This is a genomic window from Acinetobacter sp. GWC1_38_13, from assembly GCF_001767535.1.
Classification (GTDB): Bacteria; Pseudomonadota; Gammaproteobacteria; order Pseudomonadales; family Moraxellaceae; genus Acinetobacter; species Acinetobacter junii.
The window spans coordinates 7372-25003 of the sequence record NZ_MELG01000003.1 but is presented as its reverse complement, the minus strand read 5'-3'; the positions used below and the strand labels follow the sequence as shown (position 1 = coordinate 25003).

Here is a 17632-nt window from a genome sequence, read left to right as displayed (position 1 = left end):
TTGAAAGAATGATGGTCTTAGACTCAAGCTTAGCACCATTTTCTAGTTCAACTTCAACCAAACCATTGGCTGTTTGATCTGCACCTGTGATTTTACTAACTCTCTGTAAGTTCATGATGTCCACGCCGTATTCACGGACATGGGCTTCCATGTCTTGAGCAAACTTAGGACCAACTGTTTTTTGGATCGTGGTAAAGTTTTCAATATCCATGGTATCCATGACTTGACCGCCAAAACGTTCAGCCACAATCCCTGTTTTGATCCCTTTACGCGCTGCATAGATTGCTGCTGTACCACCTGCAGGACCACCACCAATCACCAATACATCAAAAGCATCTTTCGCATTGAGAAGTGCTGCATCTTTTTCCGCTGAGTTGCTATCTAACTTCGCGATGATTTCTTCCAAAGTCATACGACCCTGACCAATATGTTGATTATCTTGGAACAACATTGGGACTGCCAAGATTTTGCGTTCTTCAACTTCTTCTTGGAAGAAACCACCATCAATCATGGTCGCAGTTGCATCGGGGTTATAGATCGCAATCAGGTTCAAAGCTTGAACCACATCTGGACAGTTGTGACAACTCAAAGATACAAACACATCAAAGTTTGATTTTAAGTTCAAACCTTTAATCTGATTTAACACCTCATCCGACACCTTCGGTGCATAACCTGAAACTTGTAACAATGCCAAGATCAAAGAGGTGAACTCATGTCCCATCGGTAGACCAGCGAAGAACACACGAGGTTGCTCACCTGCTTTAGCCACACCGAAGCTAGGACGGCGAGCGTTTGAACCGTCAAAACGCGCCGTAACTTGATCAGAAAGTTCAGCAATTTCGGTCACGAGTTCTTTAATTTTTGCAGCTTTATCGGATTCATCTAAAGCAGCCACTAACTCGATTGGACTTTCTAAACGTTCTAAGTAAGCTTTTAATTGAGTTTTAATATTTTGATCTAACATGTATTTCTCCAAATTCTCAGCAATTCAATCAGCTAAATTCTTTCAATGGGGCTATAGTACGCAAATTATTTAAATAGGTAAAACAGGTTGTTTTTATTATTTTGATCGTATTTTTGAATCCATGGGTCTATGTTAATTAAATGCGTTCAAAGATAAAACTTGAATACTTCTGAACTTGTTATATAACTGCAATCTTTACATGGCATAACTAAGGGAAAGCGAAATGGCTTTACAGCGCGGTATTTATCAACACTATAAAGGTCAGCTTTATCAGGTATTTAATGTTGCAAGACATAGCGAAACAGAAGAAGAGTTGGTTGTATATCAATGCTTGTATGGTGATTATTCCATGTGGGTTCGTCCTCTAAGCATGTTTACTGAAAACGTTGTACTTGATAGTGGTGAAATTATTCCGCGTTTTAAATTGATTCAACCAACATAATTGATAGCCAAAGGTCTGAGCATCATCGGGAGCGAAATATGACCAGCACGGTGTTTTTAAAACGAATTGCTGATTTATATGATGAGTTTAAACAACATGATGCTCGACAGGCAGATCGTTTAAGACGCTTTCGGAACATTGAAGCTGAGTCCGCTAAATTATTGGCAATGTTAGTACGAACACAGCAATCCCAACGTATTTTAGAAATAGGCACTTCCACTGGATATTCAACACTTTGGTTAGCTGAGGCTGCAAAGACAGTTAGCGGTCATGTTCAAACACTCGAAATCAATGCGTTTCGAAGTGCACAAGCGAAGAAATATGCAGAAGAATTTAGTCTAGAAGCGTATATTGATTTTTGGGTGGGAGATGCAGCTGATTATCTGGCAACATCCACTGAGCAATATGATCTCATACTCTTAGATGCCGAACGCGGAAGCTATGCTGGTTATTGGAATGATCTCAAAAGACTCATGTCAACTAAAGGTGGGACTTTAATAATTGACAATGTAATTTCTCATCCAGCAGAAGTGAAGCCATTATTAGATTTGATAAAAAATGACGAACTTTATATGAGTACTATATTACCTATAGGTGCAGGCTTATGTATGGTCGTCACGAAGTGAGTTAGTTTTAGTATGTGCCAGTCGATAATCTTGAGGGCTACACCCCATGATTTTATTAAATGCACGTGTGAAATTGGCAGGGTTGGAATAACCTAACTCATATGCAATATGTGTAATGGTAAAGGATGTATTTTCAAGTAATTCAATTGCACGCTCAGTACTGATCTTTTGTTTTAGGCGATTAAATTCTACTCCTTGTTGTTGCAAATATCGTTGTAGGGTTTTGGTTGAAATATTCAATACTTTCGCGCATTCAGTCAGTGTCGGAACTTGATTGGCTTGCCTTAACATCGTACTGATCCATTCTACAATTTCACCCTGATGATAAATTTTCTGAATCTGTTCCTGACAACGTTGTTCTACAACTTTTAAGCTATGTGCATCTGCTAAAGGCAAGGGAAGTGCTAATTGCTGCTGATCAAGTACAACTCTGATCCCTGTAAACCAAGTGTAATTGAAATGAAACTGAGCTTTGACAAGGTGTATGTATCTATCCCTGTAGGCAGGTTCAGGAATACTTAAATAAATTTGATAGCGTTGTAATTGCTGACCTGCAAGCTCAAATAGACTGTAATAAAATGCGACTGCAATTGCTTCGATATGGAAGCTTAAACAACGTTTATTCATCTGCAAAATTGGTTCAAATAATAATTCCACCTTTTGCTGCGCTTGTGAAAACTGAATGGATAGCTTAAAGCTCGGCATGATCAGCTTGAAATATTGTGCAATTAATTTTAATGCATGATCCAGATTGGGACTGGTCATAAGTGCATAACCAACCAAGCTATGTGAACTTAGTTTCAAATTTCTGCCTAACTGAAAGGCTAAATCTTCTGTATTCGGTAAACTTAATCCTAACTCAATAAATTGTTCGATTTGTTGAATTGATAAAAACTCAGTTTGTGACAATTGATCCTTAAATTGATTTAAAACTGAATTATCGTATTGATTGGTACTGATCAATATCTCAATCAAACGTAAATAATAGCGAGCTGGAATAACAGGGATTTGTTGTTTGTGCACAATAAATCTCCAATAAAGTCTTAAAATGATAATATGAAGTCTTAAAATGATAATATAGCAACTGTTCAGAAGAACACAATCAATTCAAGCAAAACATTAAACGCTTGATTGAGGAGTTTAGAATGAATATGCATGCGCAATTAGATGTAGAACAAACAACTAGACCATTTAAGGATAAAAAGCGTCATTTGTGGTTACTTGGTCTTGCAGTACCTGCTATCGCGATGAGTGGACTTGCTGGCTATCAATTTGGACCTAAAAAATCGAAAAAGTTTTTTGCCTCATTTGGACCATTATTTATCCATGGTGTGATCCCAACTCTAGACAAATTAATTGGTGAGGATACTGAAAATCCACCACTAGATGCGATTGCGGACTTAGAGGCTGACCCATATTACTCTCGCATTGTGAAGCTTTTTATACCACTCCAATATGCAACTAACGTTTATGGAGCCTACTTAGCCAGTCGAAAAGGCACATCTGTAGCTGATCAAGTTCTATTAGGAACTTTAGTTGGTATGGTGAATGGTATTGCAATTAATACTGCACATGAATTAAGCCATAAAAATGGTCGTTTAGAACATTATTTATCACATCTTGCATTAGCACCATCAGGGTATAACCACTTCAGAATTGAACATCCATATGGGCATCATCGTCGAGTAGCAACACCTGAAGATCCTGCATCATCACGCTTGGGTGAGACCTTTTGGAAGTTCTTACCACGTACAGTGATTGGAAGTTTTAAATCTGCAATTGAGATAGAAAAGAAACGTTTAGAACGCAAAAAACTACCATTTTTCTGCAAGGAAAATGAACTGATTCATGGTTGGGCCATGTCAGCAATTTATCATGGCTTGATGTTTAAGAAATTTGGTATGCGCTCAGTTCCATTTCAACTCACTCAAGCTACATATGCCGTGACTCTGTTTGAAGCCGTTAACTATATTGAACATTATGGTTTAAAACGTGAGAAGAAAGAAAATGGGCAGTATGAGCGCACTTTGCCAGAGCATAGCTGGAACAATAATAATTTAGTGACGAATCTATTTCTGTACCAGTTACAACGTCATTCAGATCATCATGCTTATCCGACACGCAGTTTCCAAACCTTACGTCATTTTGAAAATGCACCTCAATTACCAGCAGGTTATGGTGCCATGCTTTTACCAGCCTTTATTCCAGCATGGTGGTCAAAAATTATGGATGATCGAGTAGTAGAGCATTACAACGGTGACTTGAGTAAAGTAAATTTACACCCTGATGCCGAAGCACGAATATATGAAAAATATGCAGAACAGATAGATATGATATGAAGAAAGCCCTGAAAAGGGCTTTTTTTATGATGAAGCAGAAATTTGAAGACGTTTAAAGTGTAAATCAAACTCAAGATATTTCTGCACAAAAGCTGTTTTATCTGTTGAGCGAAGTAAATTATCGTAAATAAACTCTGGTACTGGGTGGTAAAGTTCGCCTGAACCATTGTTATAGAAAATTTTTAAATAACGTGAAGAAACATCATATTTCCAAGATGTTACGACTACAGATTTTTCCATACCTTACACCCCCGCAGTGATCATCGTTTATTACATATAAAAAACTCTTTAAGTGCTCATCTTTTGACAGTACTCCAACTTTGTACAACTGACAATCAGAAAATGAAGTTTTCTAGTGAATAAAAAATGATAAGAATCATTGAAAAATATGATTGCTTATATGAGAGTAACCTGCATAAAAAAACCACTCTAAAAAGAGTGGTTTTTTACTAATCACTATATCTAGTAATTAGATTTTACCAACTAAGTCGATAGATGGAGCGATTGTATCGTTACCTTCTTTCCATTTAGCAGGACAAACTTCGCCTGGGTGGCTAGCTACGAATTGAGCAGCTTTAAGTTTACGTAAAGTTTCTGATACGTCACGAGCAATTGCGTTGTCATGAATTTCAGCAGTTTTGATTACGCCTTCTGGGTTTACAATGAAAGTACCACGAAGTGCTAAACCAGCTTCTTCAATATGAACGTCAAAAGCGCGAGTTAATTGGTGTGTAGGGTCGCCAACTAATGGGAACTGAGCTTTACCAACTGCTGGTGAAGTTTCATGCCATACTTTATGAGAGAAGTGAGTGTCAGTTGTTACGATATAAACTTCTGCACCAGCTTTTTTGAACTCTTCATAGTTTTCAGCAGCATCTTCAACTTCTGTTGGGCAGTTAAAAGTGAATGCAGCTGGCATAAAAATAAGAACAGACCATTTGCCTTTAAGATCAGCATCAGTTACTTGAATGAATTCACCGTTGCGGAATGCATCAGCTTTAAATGGTTTAACTTCAGTATTAATCAAGCTCATCATTGTCTCCATGATTGAGGTTTATCTTTAAACTTGTTTGCGAGGTCTAGAATAAATAATTTCTAGTTATTGGGGAAATAGTATTTTTACATGACTAAAATCGGAAAATTAAATGATCCGAGATCGATAGCTTTCACCCAAAAAAAGATATTTCCATTTGACTCCATTCACATGAAGCAAAAATGACAAATATCGAAAATGATCCTGCTATACAAAATGAAGCCGATAGCCTTAAAATTCAAGGGTAAAATTGAAAAAAATAAAATTATATAAAAATCGATGATCTGCACGAAGTTCATGCATGTTGGAGATATTATTGTTTATGCTTAAATATAGGACGAAATGTTTCTTGTTTCAAATGTTTGGGATGTTTAGAATTTGAGACTGGTTATTTGAAATACTGTGAAGTATTAAGCAGGATTAAAGTTAACAGCGAGCGAGATTACTCGTATTCAAAGAGAATTAATACAACAAATGACAGATCAATTAAGAGAAAAATTTGAAAATCTTGAACTCAATGCGGGTTTAGGCAAGATTAGCGCATTTATATCTATGTCTCTAGGATTATTAAGCATTTTCGGTGCTTTATGCTTTTTATTTCCTTCAGTTCTTACGATGCCAGAACTACGTCCGCTATACGTTAAACATTATGATGCTTTTTATTTTAGTTTGATGATCGCGATTGTACTTAGTGTAGGTTTTGGGGCGTTTAGTGCGATTTTTCGACAAAATCGATATGGGTTTTATGGTTTGTGTTTCGCATTAGTTGCGGCTGTTTTGGGATGTGGGTTAATCAAAGCCCCAACTTTGCCGAATATTCCTTTCTATGCAGGTATTGATTATTTCGTACTGACACTGGTGATCTTAGCTTTAGTTTTTATCCCTTTAGAAGGTTTTTTTGCTAAAAATCCCCATCAAAAAATACTTAGAGTGGGATGGGTGACGGATATGAAATATTTCATGTTTAGTCACATTGGCATTCAACTCTTTACCTTTCTAACAGTCATGCCGATTCAGTATTGGATTACTCATCTTCCGAATAATCCAATCGTTCCTTTTGTGCAAGCACAGCCGATTTGGTTGCAATTTATAGAATTGTTGATTGTCGTTGATTTCGTTGTGTATTGGTTGCATCGCGCGATGCACGAGGTGAATTTCTTGTGGCGTTTTCATGCGATCCATCATTCAACGGAACATATGGATTGGTTAGCATCTTCACGTTTACATATTGTCGAAGTATTGATGACACGATTTATTGCAACCTTACCGATATTTTTATTAGGTTTTCATACCTCAGCCGTTTTTGCTTATCTCGTATTTATTTCTTTTCATGCGATATTCATCCACTCAAATGTACGTTTTAGATTTCCGTATTTACGCTGGCTGATAGCTACCCCTGAGTTTCATCATTGGCATCACTCTTCAGAGAAACCTGCGATTGATAAAAACTATGCGGCATTTATCCCATTGTATGATGTCATTTTTAAAACAGTGTATATGCCAAACCATTTGGCAAGTGTATATGGAACTGTGGGGTATAAGATCCCCAATAGTTTTGTAAAGCAATTTGCGTGGCCATTTAAAAAATACGTCAAACAGTTACGTAATCGTTTTGATCATTCATCTAAATCATAAAAACCAAACTAGAACTACAGCAATATCATCAATAGATTGCTGTAGTTCCTTTGCATAGCAAGATTTTAAGGCGTAAAATAGCCGATTATTTAATTTTCAGGAAAGCTGTTCAGTGCAGAGTCATTTAAATGTAGATCAATTGGTTATGGCACGTGACCGTCACCGTTTAAATCGACTGCGCAAAGATAAAAAAACAGAAACAGCAGAAATCGAAAAACTATTTGAACAATCAAACCAAAAGGTAAAACAGCGTTTAGCTCGCTTGCCTAAGATCAAACTCAACCAAGATTTACCTGTTACGCAATACGCCGATCGTTTGATCGAGGCTATTCAAAAGCATCAGGTGATCATTGTTGCAGGTGAAACTGGCTCTGGTAAAACCACACAGCTTCCTCAAATCGCAATGCTTGCAGGTCGTGGTCTTACTGGAATGATTGGACATACACAACCACGTCGTTTGGCAGCACGAAGCGTTTCGCAACGTATTGCGGAAGAAGTTGGTGAAAAGCTTGGCGAGTCAATTGGTTTTAAAGTTCGCTTTAATGAGCAAGGTTCTCAAGACTCGATCGTTCGGTTGATGACAGACGGTATTCTGTTAGCTGAATTGACTAATGATCGATTCTTATCAAAATACGACACCATTATCATTGATGAAGCGCATGAACGCTCTCTCAATATCGACTTTATCATGGGCTATCTGAAGCAATTATTGCCGAAGCGTCCTGATTTAAAAGTGATTGTTACGTCTGCAACCTTAGATGTAAATCGGTTCAGTCAATATTTTAATAATGCACCAATTTTTGAAGTCGAAGGTCGCAGTTACCTTGTTGAAGTTCGTTATCGTCCTATTTCTGAATTGAGTATTGTTGGTAGTGATGATGATGAGTTCGATGATTTTGAGGAAAATCTACCTAGAGCCGTTGTTCAAGCTGTTGAAGAGTGTTTTGCTGATGCTGAAGCAAAAGGTCATCCTGAACATGCTGATATTCTAATTTTTGCCAGTACAGAGCAAGAAATTCGAGAACTACAAGAAACATTACAAAAATATGGGCCACGTCATACAGAGGTATTACCTTTATATGCACGCCTAGCACTCGCAGAACAACAAAAAATCTTTAATCCTGGTGGTAAAGGTCGCCGCATCATTATTGCCACGAACGTAGCAGAAACGGCATTGACCGTTCCAAATATCCGATATGTGATTGATAGTGGATTTGCACGTATCTCACGTTATAACTATCGATCGCGTGTTCAGCGTTTGCCAATTGAAGCGATTTCACAAGCAGCTGCCAATCAACGTAAAGGACGTTGTGGTCGTATAGCAGCGGGTGTCTGTATTCGTCTATATAGCGAAGAAGACTTTTTAAGTCGCCCAGAATTTACTGAGCCAGAAATTAAACGAACCAATCTAGCTTCGGTTATTTTGCAAATGCAAAGTCTCGGTCTGGGCAATTTGGAAGATTTTGATTTTATTGAGCCACCTGATTTCCGTTTGGTGAATGACGGTCGTAAGTTGCTTATTGAATTGGGTGCCTTGAACGAACGCAAGAATGATCTGACTAAAGTTGGTCAAATGATGGCACGTATGCCGATTGATCCTCGTTTAGCACGTATGATTATCGGTGGGGCACACTTTGGGGTACTCAAAGAAACCTTGATTATTGTTAGTGCTTTAGCGATTCAAGACCCTCGTGAGAGACCAGCAGATAAACAAATGCAGGCAGATCAAAAGCATGCTTTATTTAAAGAAGCTGATTCTGACTTTTTGTTTTATTTAAAATTATGGAATACATTGCAAACAAGCCCTGATGCTCAATCTGAAAATAAACGCCGTCAGTTTGCACGCCAACATTTTTTGAGTTGGTTGCGTTTGCGTGAATGGAAACAAACACATCAACAATTAGTAGAGTTGGCAGAAGGTTTAAAACTTAGTTTTAATGAAAAGGGTGCAAATTATGAAAATTTACATCGAGCTTTATTAACTGGTTTACTTTCATTTATTGCCAACAAAACTGATGAACGTAATACCTTTATGGCTGTTCGTCAGCAAAAAGCCAAAGTTTTCCCAGCCAGCACATTGCATAAAACCAATACAGCGTGGGTCATGGCATTTGAGATGGTAGAAACATCCCAAGTTTATCTGCGTACTTTGGCGAAAATAGATCCCGAATGGATATTGTTAGCTGCTCGAGACCTATTGAAATATCACTATTTTGAACCACATTGGTCAAAAAAAGGTGGCATTGTAAATGCGTATGCTCAAATTTCCTTATTTGGTTTGATAATCGAACCAAAACGTTTAGTGAACTTTGAAAAAGTTGATCAGGCAGCTGCACATGAAATCTTTCTGCGTGATGCGCTCACGACTGGCAATTTAGGCATTACCCCTGCATTTTTAAAACATAACTTGCTTAAACTTGAAGAAGTGGAGCGAGTTGAGGATAAATTACGCCGCCGTGATTTAGTGGTCGATGAAGAAACGATTTATCAATTTTATGCAGAACGTGTACCAGTTGAAGTAGCGAGTCGACATAGTTTTGAAGATTGGCGAGCGACGGTAGAAGCAAAAAATCCCCGTTATTTGTTTGTTGAGGATGATGCACTCTGGATGAGTGATCGTCCAACCACGCAACAATTTCCAGATTATTTGCACAATGGGCAATTACGTTTAGCAGCAAGTTATCGTTTTGATCCAAGTCATGATGAAGATGGGGCTACGGTTAAAATTCCTGTGCAAGCATTGCCTCAAGTGGATGAAAAGCAATGGTCATGGGGAATACCTGGCTGGCGGCAAGATTTGATCGAGGCTTTATTAAAAGCACTACCTAAAGATAAACGCCGCAATTTAGTTCCAATTCCTGATACAGCCAAAAAGTTAATGCAGGGTGTCGATGCTGTTCATTTACGTGAGCATCTATTTAACTATCTCGCTTTTGCTCTACGTGGAGAGCAGATTACTGAAAAAGATTTCTCGTTTGAACGTATCGATCAATACCTTGTTCCTTTTATCAAAGTGATTGATGAAAAAGGAAAATTAATTGCACAAGGTCGTGACTTGGATGAATTAAAGGCGAGATGCCGAGTTGAAACTCATCGTCCAGTAAAACAACAGCAAGGCGAGTTCCAAGCCTTCCCTGAGAGCTTTATCTTTGAAGCTTCTCAAAAGGTTACAGGAGTGATAGTTAAACAGTATCAAGCGCTTGTTCCCACAAAGATATTTTCTGCACTTGAAGCAAAAGATGAATCAGGTGTGGTTGTACAAACGTTTAATGATCAGCAAGAAGCCATTAAACAGCATCGTGAAGGTGTAATTCGTCTGATTCATATGCAGCTTGGAGATTTGATTCGCCAACTGAAAAAGCAGATTTCTAAACCTTTGGCTTTGGCATATTCTCCATTGGGTGAGCGCGCTAAACTCGAACAAATGTTGGTTTATGCAACTCTACAAGTATCAATTCAACAACTTCCACAAAATGCTGAAGAATTTAATACCTTAGCACTTGATGTAAAAAAACACTTTTTGAGCAATGGTCAAAAAGTACTAACGGACATCACTGAAATTTTTACCCAATGGCAGCAAGTTCGTCGTGAGTTGTTGGTTTTAGATCAAGATATATTCGGTCGTAGTATTGACGATATAGAGGATCAGTTGGATTTAATGTCATTGGCGGACTTTGTTTATAGCAAACCAAGTGAGATTTGGCAGGAATATCCACGTTATTTAAAAGCATTGCTATTGCGTTTAGATCGTTTGCCAAATAATCTACAACGTGACCTTGCTGCAATTGATGATGTCGATCCATGGATGGACAAAGTATTTAAGTTTAAAAATGATCCTAAAATCAAAGAAATGTATTTGATGTTAGAGGAATTGAGAATTTCCTTGTTTTCTCAACCAATGAAAACAAAGATGCCAATTTCACCAACTAGATTACAAAAACTATGGGATCGATTAGCAATCGGTTAAACTGAGCAATAATGAAAGTTAGAACCATTCTTTACAGGAGTTTTACATGGGCATCCGTATAACAGGTACAGGTTTGTTTCACCCAACTGAAACAATTTCTAATGAAGAGTTGGTTGAAAGTTTAAATGCTTATGTAGAACAATTTAATCAACAAAATGCTGACAAAATTGCAGCAGGTGAGATCGAAGCTCTACGTGGTTCAAGTCCTGAGTTTATTGAAAAAGCATCTGGTATTAAAAGCCGTTACGTGGTTGAGAAGTCAGGTATTTTAGATCCAACACGTTTACGTCCGCGCTTACAAGAACGTAGTAATGATGAACTTTCGCTCCAAGCCGAGTGGGGTGTAATTGCTGCTAAACAAGCGATGGAGAATGCAGGTGTCACTGCTGAAGATATCGATGTTGTGATTTTGGCATGCTCAAATATGCAACGTGCTTATCCTGCTGTTGCGATTGAAATTCAGTCGGCATTAGGTATTAAAGGCTATGCTTATGATATGAATGTCGCGTGTTCAGCTGCAACATTTGGTTTAAAGCAAGCTTATGACGCTGTGAAATGTGGTGCTCGCCGTGTTTTACTTTTGAATGTTGAAATTACCTCAGGTCACTTGGATTATCGTACACGTGATGCGCACTTTATTTTTGGTGACGTTGCAACTGCTTCAATTATCGAAGAAACTGAAACCAAATCAGGTTATGAAATCTTAGATATTCATTTGTTTACCCAATTTTCAAATAACATCCGCAATAACTTTGGTTTCTTAAACCGTAGTGAAGATGCGGTTGTTGATGACAAATTGTTCCGTCAAGATGGGCGCAAAGTGTTTAAAGAAGTTTGTCCACTTGTCGCAAAAATAATTACAGCGCAGTTGGAAAAATTACAATTAACACCTGAACAAGTCAAACGCTTCTGGTTGCATCAAGCGAATGCAAATATGAATGAGTTAATTTTAAAACTCGTTGTTGGTAAAGATGCTGATTTAGATCGTGCACCAATTATTTTGGATGAGTTTGCTAACACTTCTTCTGCGGGCGTAATTATTGCAATGCACCGCACAGGCGAGCAGGTAAATAATGGTGAATATGCTGTAATTTCATCATTCGGTGCAGGGTATTCGGTTGGTTCGATTATCGTACAAAAACATATTGCTTAAAATTTATAGGCAAAATAAAAAACCGCATCAATGATGCGGTTTTTTTGATTTCAGCTTATTTAAGTAAGATCGCTAGGTCGATGACTTGCGGAGTAGTGTTGCCACCAATAGTTGAAGCTGCTAAATTTGGTGTTCCATCTACACTGATAGCTAAACGTGCTCTAGAAGTTGTAATTGTTGTATCGCTATTTAAGTCGACTCGATAAAGTACAGATGGTCCAGTTTCACCTGCCACAGTCGCTAAAGCTAAGCCATTGTCACCACCAGCAATATCAAAGCCATTGTCTATACCTAAGTTGATTCCTAAATTACCGATTAGGTTTAATGTGCCTGCGTTTGGTGGATTCTGTTTAGTGAGAGTTTTGCCTGTTTGATCAAGATCAAATAGTTCTGTAGCTAACATCGCGATAGGTGTAGCAAAACTATTGGTATACGCAGCTGCCGTGACTTTAGCCTCAGAAATTCCGTTAATATCGCCATCTTTTATAGTATCGCCAGTATCGACGTTAATTCTTAAGTTCTGGCCAGTATTACTGATTACGCGGAGTCGATCTGCTAAAGGGTTGAAATCAACTGCGAAACTTGTACCATCTAGATTTGTGAAAGTACTACTGGTAGCTGGTTTGAGTGCTGTGATGAGGCTTGCTAAACCCGTGTCTGTATTGATCGTATACAAATTCCCTTTATTGGTTAATCCATATAGCTTGCCAGAATTGTCAGTTGAGGTTCTAAAACGGTAATCGATACCGATAAATTTCTCATCTACAAGCAATCCAGTGAGGCTCTTTTCAGTTACAGTATTTGGATTGGTAATAGCGAAGCTAAGCAGTTTATTGTTTGCTGTTAAACCATAGCCTTGAGCTGTGGCATTGGTTGAACGTTTTAATGCAATCCCACGAATCCCCATGCTATTAAAACTATTATTCAAGTCATGTGATTCAAAAACAGCATCGCTTGAGGTGCCGACATTAGCTAGATTAAGTTTAAAAAATTTATAATTGCCTGATGCGAGTTTGAGTGCGGCAAAACCTACATTGTTGACAGGGTCTATATCAAAACCGCCACCGCCGTTTGTATTAATGTCTGCACCCAAAGCCGTAGAATTACCTAATGTACCTGCGTTCGCATTTTGAAGATAAATGCGATCAGAATTTTGGTCAATGCTATATAGTTTTGTTGAACCTGTGCCAGCAAAGGCATTGGTATAAGCACCTGCAACAACTGCTGCAGTACCTGTGGCTAAATTAATCGTACCATCTGTAATGGTTGCACCAGTATCAACATTGATACGTAAGTTTTGTCCTGTGTTAGAAATTACACGTAGGCGATCTGCAGCAGGGTTAAAATTGACAGTGATAAGGTTGGCATCACCCATAATTTGTGTGAAAGATGCATTTCCATCTGTAGTATCGCTCGGGTCGGCGATTAGTTTTCTCAGGAAAGTTGCTTCGCCATTGTTTGGATTTAAAGTGTATAAGTTCGCCTGTAGACCAACAGCATAAAGTTTGCCGTCTTTAGGGCGGTAATCAATACCTACCAGTTCATCTCCAGACATTAATCCTTTAATCTTGCGGTTAGACACAACCTTGTCAGGCATTGATCTATCGACTGAACTAATCATTCCATTGGCAGTTAGAATTAAAGTATCGCCAGTATTCACATTTGACGACTCGGTATCGTTGTCTGAATCACTATTACAACCTAACAATGCAAAGCTTGCTAATGCAGTAACAGTCAAAGCTGTAATTTTCTTATTCATGTGTCTATCCTGATCTCAAAGTTATTTATAATAAGAAGTCGTCTTCCAATGAACGGTTTAAATTGACAATGCTTCTTGATATTCATTTTTGTTTGGAGGAAATTCCAAAAAAGAGGGATGTATTAAGTTAAAAAATACAAATCACAATTTTTTGAAATTCACTTCTACTTGAATCAGGTTATGCGGACTAGGGTATAAAGTAAATTAGTGTTTTTAAGTGATTTTTTGGTAGTAGCGTGTCGATTGGTAATTATTCACGAGGAATTCACGCTCGTTAAGAAACGTTAATTAGTGCACAGAAAGTATTTTTTAAAATTGGATTATCTCATATCAAAAAATAAAAAAGAGAACATGATTGTTCTCTTTTTTACTTCATAGAAACTTGATTAAGCTTCTACAGTTTGTACAGCAATTTTCTTAGCAGGATCTACTTTGCGACGAACAGCAGGAACAGGTTCACCATGATACTGACGATCTGCAAAGTAGCTTGAACGAACCATTGGTGCAGACCAAATATTTCTGAAGCCTAATTTACGACCATGTTCTGCGTAACGTTCAAATTCTTCTGGCGTTACAAAGCGATCTATTGGCGCGTGTTGCTTAGATGGTTGTAAATATTGACCAATTGTTACGTAGTCCACATCATGAGCACGAAGATCATCAAGTAAAGAAATCACTTCTTCTTCAGTTTCACCAATACCCACCATCAAACCACATTTAGTGGGAACGTCTGGGCAGTATTCTTTAAACATTTTTAAAAGATTCAAAGAATGTTGATAGTCTGAGCCTGGACGCATTGCTTTATATAAGCGAGGTACTGTCTCGATATTGTGGTTAAAAACGTCAGGTGGACATTCAGTCATAATGCGTAAAGCAATATCCATGCGACCACGGAAATCAGGAACTAAGATTTCAAGTAGCGTTTTTGGACTCAAAGCACGAGCTTCTTTAATACAATCCACAAAATGTTGAGCACCGCCATCTAAAAGATCATCACGATCTACAGAGGTGATAACTGCATATTTCAAACCCAAGTTTGAAATAGTTTCCGCCATATGACGAGGTTCATCAGGATCAAGTGCATTTGGTCGACCATGAGCAACGTCACAGAAAGGACAGCGACGAGTACAAATATCGCCCATAATCATAAAAGTCGCAGTACCACCACCAAAACACTCTGGAAGGTTAGGGCAGGCAGCTTCTTCACAAACAGTATGGAGTTTTTGCGAACGTAGAGTTGTTTTTATACGCTGAACCTCTTCAGGTGCAGTCATTTTGACGCGAATCCAGTCTGGTTTACGAGGTACTTCAACCGTAGGTATAACTTTTACAGGAATTCTAGCGACTTTTTCAGCGCCACGAAGTTTTATGCCCTGTTCAGGTTTACGGTGTTCAGACATCTTATTTTCTACAACCTATTGCTTGAGATATTCGATTATTATAGTCAAATTTATAGGTTTATAGGATGAAATAGGTATTCATTTTGAAAATGTGAATATATAAAAATATATGGTTGAGAAATACATCAACACATAGCATATTAGTTATCATATATATAGAAGTAAACAGCTAAGAGATAAAGGAGCTTTGAATGCCACGTAAGAAAGAGGTCGTTGGTGGGAATGTTGTAAAATTTGATGCAGTCATTCTCGGTTCTGGCCCAGCTGGTGAAGGCGCGGCAATGAAGCTAGCTAAAGCAGGTAGAAAAGTAGCAATCGTCGATGTACGTGATCAACTCGGTGGTAACTGTGCACATGTAGGTACAATTCCAAGTAAAGCCTTACGTCAAACAGTTTCAAGTATCATCCGTTATCAGCGTGATCCAATGTTTCAAAAAGTAGGTGAATGGAAACAATTCACCATGAAACAAGTGTTACGCAACGCGCATAAAGTGATTCAACAGCAAGTTGATACTCATACACGTTTTTATGATCGCAATAAGATTGATGTTTTTCATGGACGTGCGTATATCCAAGATAAAAATACTGTACTCATTTTTGGTCAAGATGGCATAAAAGATACCATCATCTGTAAACAAATTGTGATTGCAACGGGTAGCCGTCCTTATCAGCCACAAGGTTTGGATTTTAACCATCCTCGTGTTTTTGATTCTGACAAAATTCTTGATTTGGATTATTCAATTCAAAAAATCATTATTTACGGTGCTGGTGTTATTGGTTGTGAATACGCATCGATTTTTATTGGTCTAGATCATAAAGTTGATTTGATCAACACTCAGCAAAAGCTTTTAAGCTACCTTGATGATGAAATCGCTGATGCATTGTCATATCACTTGCGTGAGCAAGGAGTATTGATTCGTCACAATGAACAAATCGATCGCCTAGAAACTTTTGATGATCATGTGGTTTTACATTTGCTTAGTGGCAAGAAAATCAAAGCTGATGCCATCTTATGGTGTAATGGTCGTTCAGGTAATACTGATGGCTTAGGACTCGAGAATGTAGGTCTTGTACCAAACAACCGTGGTCAGTTGATGGTAAATGATCAATATCAAACTGAAGTTGAGAACATTTATGCTGCTGGTGATGTGATTGGTTGGCCATCACTTGCATCTGCTGCTTATGACCAAGGTCGTTGTGCAGGTGCAAACATGGTCGGTGAGAAAAATGTTAAACCGATTAAAGATGTACCAACAGGCATTTATACCATTCCAGAAATTTCTTCGATTGGAAAAACTGAACAAGAATTGACTGAAGAAAAAGTACCTTATGAAGTAGGGCAAGCATCTTTCCGTCATCTAGCTCGCGCTCAAATTACTGGTGATACCGTAGGTGAGTTAAAAATCCTCTTCCACCGCGATAGCTTGGAAGTTTTAGGTATTCATTGTTTTGGTAACAATGCCGCAGAGATTATCCACATTGGACAGGTTGTAATGCATAGCCCTAATAATACATTAAAGTATTTTGTTGAAACGACATTCAACTACCCAACAATGGCAGAAGCATATCGTGTTGCAGCTTTGAATGGTATGAATCGTCTATTCTAACTTTAATAGAGTTGTATGAACAAAATGCCAATCAATATGATTGGCATTTTGTTATTTAAATTGAAATAAAAAGGTTAAATATGAAAATCCAGAAAAATAATTTAGTGATCGTAACGATTATTGTTGTGCTAATTGCTGCTTATGTCGGTATAGATTTAAAGCAAAACAACCTGAACGATAATGTTGTTCAGACTTCAATTGTTGAGGAAGCGACGGTTGATGATCAGCAAAAGATTATGCAAGCTTATCAACAACAGCTAAGTAACATTCAAGTTCAATCTAAAGGTGAAGTAAAAGCAATTTTAGCTGATGATAATGATGGTTCAAGACACCAAAAAATGATTCTAAAATTGGAGAATGGTTTAACCGTTCTAGTGGCGCATAACATTGATTTGGCACCTCGGGTGGAGGGACTTAGAAAAGGTGAAATAGTCGAATTTTATGGAGAATATGAATATAGCCCTAAAGGTGGAGTGATTCATTGGACTCATCATGATCCACAAGCAAAACATGTGGATGGATGGCTAAAATATCAAGGGAAAAGCTATCAATAATCTCTTTTAGCTAATTAGCCATCCATAATATGCTCTAAATTAGCTTGAAAGCCCCAAATTTTGACGAGATTTCCATTTAGGTAGTATCTTAGCTAAATAGGCATCCATGCACCATACAGGCCCAATCAGAAGGAATTGCAGATCTTTGAAGAA

At 38.0% G+C, this 17632-nt stretch carries 14 protein-coding genes and 1 pseudogene; 8 read left to right on the top strand and 7 right to left on the bottom strand.

Features of this window, described 5'->3' with window-relative positions:
- Nucleotides 1–964 (bottom strand): FAD-dependent oxidoreductase (locus tag A2003_RS00275; protein WP_286686662.1); only part of this gene is annotated, 964 nt, incomplete at its 3' end.
- A gap of 223 nt (nucleotides 965–1187) precedes the next feature.
- Between A2003_RS00275 and A2003_RS00270 the strand changes: the two genes are divergently transcribed.
- Together A2003_RS00270 and A2003_RS00265 are read left to right on the top strand one after the other, a co-directional pair.
- Nucleotides 1188–1406, top strand: coding sequence for a DUF1653 domain-containing protein (locus A2003_RS00270; protein ID WP_286686661.1), 219 nt, complete (start codon nucleotides 1188–1190; stop codon nucleotides 1404–1406).
- 38 nt (nucleotides 1407–1444) lie between these two features.
- Entirely contained in the window at nucleotides 1445–2032 is a 588-nt protein-coding gene (locus A2003_RS00265) for an O-methyltransferase (protein WP_286686660.1), read from the top strand.
- On the opposite strand, the gene A2003_RS00260 is transcribed toward A2003_RS00265, so the two are convergent.
- The gene (locus A2003_RS00260; protein WP_286686659.1) at nucleotides 2009–3055 is read right to left on the bottom strand and encodes an AraC family transcriptional regulator; all 1047 of its coding nucleotides are present in this window, start codon (nucleotides 3053–3055) and stop codon (nucleotides 2009–2011) included. The two genes, A2003_RS00265 and A2003_RS00260, sit on opposite strands and share 24 nt — an antisense overlap.
- A 122-nt stretch (nucleotides 3056–3177) precedes the next feature.
- On the opposite strand from A2003_RS00260, the gene A2003_RS00255 reads away from it, so the two are divergent.
- Nucleotides 3178–4371, top strand: a complete 1194-nt coding sequence (locus A2003_RS00255) for an alkane 1-monooxygenase (RefSeq protein WP_286686658.1) — start codon at nucleotides 3178–3180, stop codon at nucleotides 4369–4371.
- Nucleotides 4372–4395: 24 nt separating this feature from the next.
- Here the strand turns inward: A2003_RS00255 and A2003_RS00250 are convergent, their stop codons facing one another.
- A complete protein-coding gene (locus A2003_RS00250; protein WP_020899936.1) occupies nucleotides 4396–4611 on the bottom strand; it encodes a KTSC domain-containing protein in 216 nt (71 codons plus the stop codon).
- A gap of 229 nt (nucleotides 4612–4840) precedes the next feature.
- Nucleotides 4841–5404: an alkyl hydroperoxide reductase subunit C gene (ahpC, locus tag A2003_RS00245; RefSeq protein WP_004953644.1), complete on the bottom strand. Its 564-nt coding sequence runs from the start codon at nucleotides 5402–5404 to the stop codon at nucleotides 4841–4843.
- A 474-nt stretch (nucleotides 5405–5878) separates the two neighbouring features.
- Here ahpC and A2003_RS00240 point away from each other — a divergent pair, with 474 nt between their 5' ends.
- The 3 genes from A2003_RS00240 (at nucleotide 5879) to A2003_RS00230 (ending at nucleotide 12159) form a co-directional block, all read left to right on the top strand.
- A complete protein-coding gene (locus tag A2003_RS00240) occupies nucleotides 5879–7039 on the top strand; it encodes a sterol desaturase family protein (protein ID WP_130576357.1) in 1161 nt (386 codons plus the stop codon).
- Nucleotides 7040–7151: 112 nt separating this feature from the next.
- Nucleotides 7152–11006, top strand: a complete 3855-nt coding sequence (gene hrpA / locus A2003_RS00235; RefSeq protein ID WP_286686657.1) for an ATP-dependent RNA helicase HrpA — start codon at nucleotides 7152–7154, stop codon at nucleotides 11004–11006.
- A gap of 46 nt (nucleotides 11007–11052) precedes the next feature.
- The gene (locus A2003_RS00230; protein ID WP_004953654.1) at nucleotides 11053–12159 is read left to right on the top strand and encodes a beta-ketoacyl-ACP synthase III; all 1107 of its coding nucleotides are present in this window, start codon (nucleotides 11053–11055) and stop codon (nucleotides 12157–12159) included.
- 55 nt (nucleotides 12160–12214) lie between these two features.
- On the opposite strand, the gene A2003_RS00225 is transcribed toward A2003_RS00230, so the two are convergent.
- Together A2003_RS00225 and lipA are read right to left on the bottom strand one after the other, a co-directional pair.
- Nucleotides 12215–13918 carry a DUF4394 domain-containing protein gene (locus A2003_RS00225; RefSeq protein WP_286686656.1) on the bottom strand — a complete coding sequence of 568 codons (1704 nt, stop codon included), beginning with the start codon at nucleotides 13916–13918 and terminating at the stop codon, nucleotides 12215–12217.
- 386 nt (nucleotides 13919–14304) lie between these two features.
- On the bottom strand, nucleotides 14305–15318 hold the full coding sequence (gene lipA, locus A2003_RS00220; RefSeq protein ID WP_004682327.1) for a lipoyl synthase: 1014 nt from the start codon (nucleotides 15316–15318) through the stop codon (nucleotides 14305–14307).
- 191 nt (nucleotides 15319–15509) lie between these two features.
- Between lipA and sthA the strand changes: the two genes are divergently transcribed.
- Nucleotides 15510–16925 carry a Si-specific NAD(P)(+) transhydrogenase gene (gene sthA, locus A2003_RS00215; protein WP_004915155.1) on the top strand — a complete coding sequence of 472 codons (1416 nt, stop codon included), beginning with the start codon at nucleotides 15510–15512 and terminating at the stop codon, nucleotides 16923–16925.
- Nucleotides 16926–17005: 80 nt separating this feature from the next.
- Complete coding sequence (locus tag A2003_RS00210; RefSeq protein WP_039046987.1) at nucleotides 17006–17479, top strand: DUF3465 domain-containing protein; 474 nt, start codon at nucleotides 17006–17008, stop codon at nucleotides 17477–17479.
- Between the two features lie 39 nt (nucleotides 17480–17518).
- On the opposite strand, the pseudogene A2003_RS00205 reads toward A2003_RS00210, so the two are convergent.
- Nucleotides 17519–17632, bottom strand: a pseudogene (locus A2003_RS00205) (Mpo1 family 2-hydroxy fatty acid dioxygenase); the annotation flags it as partial.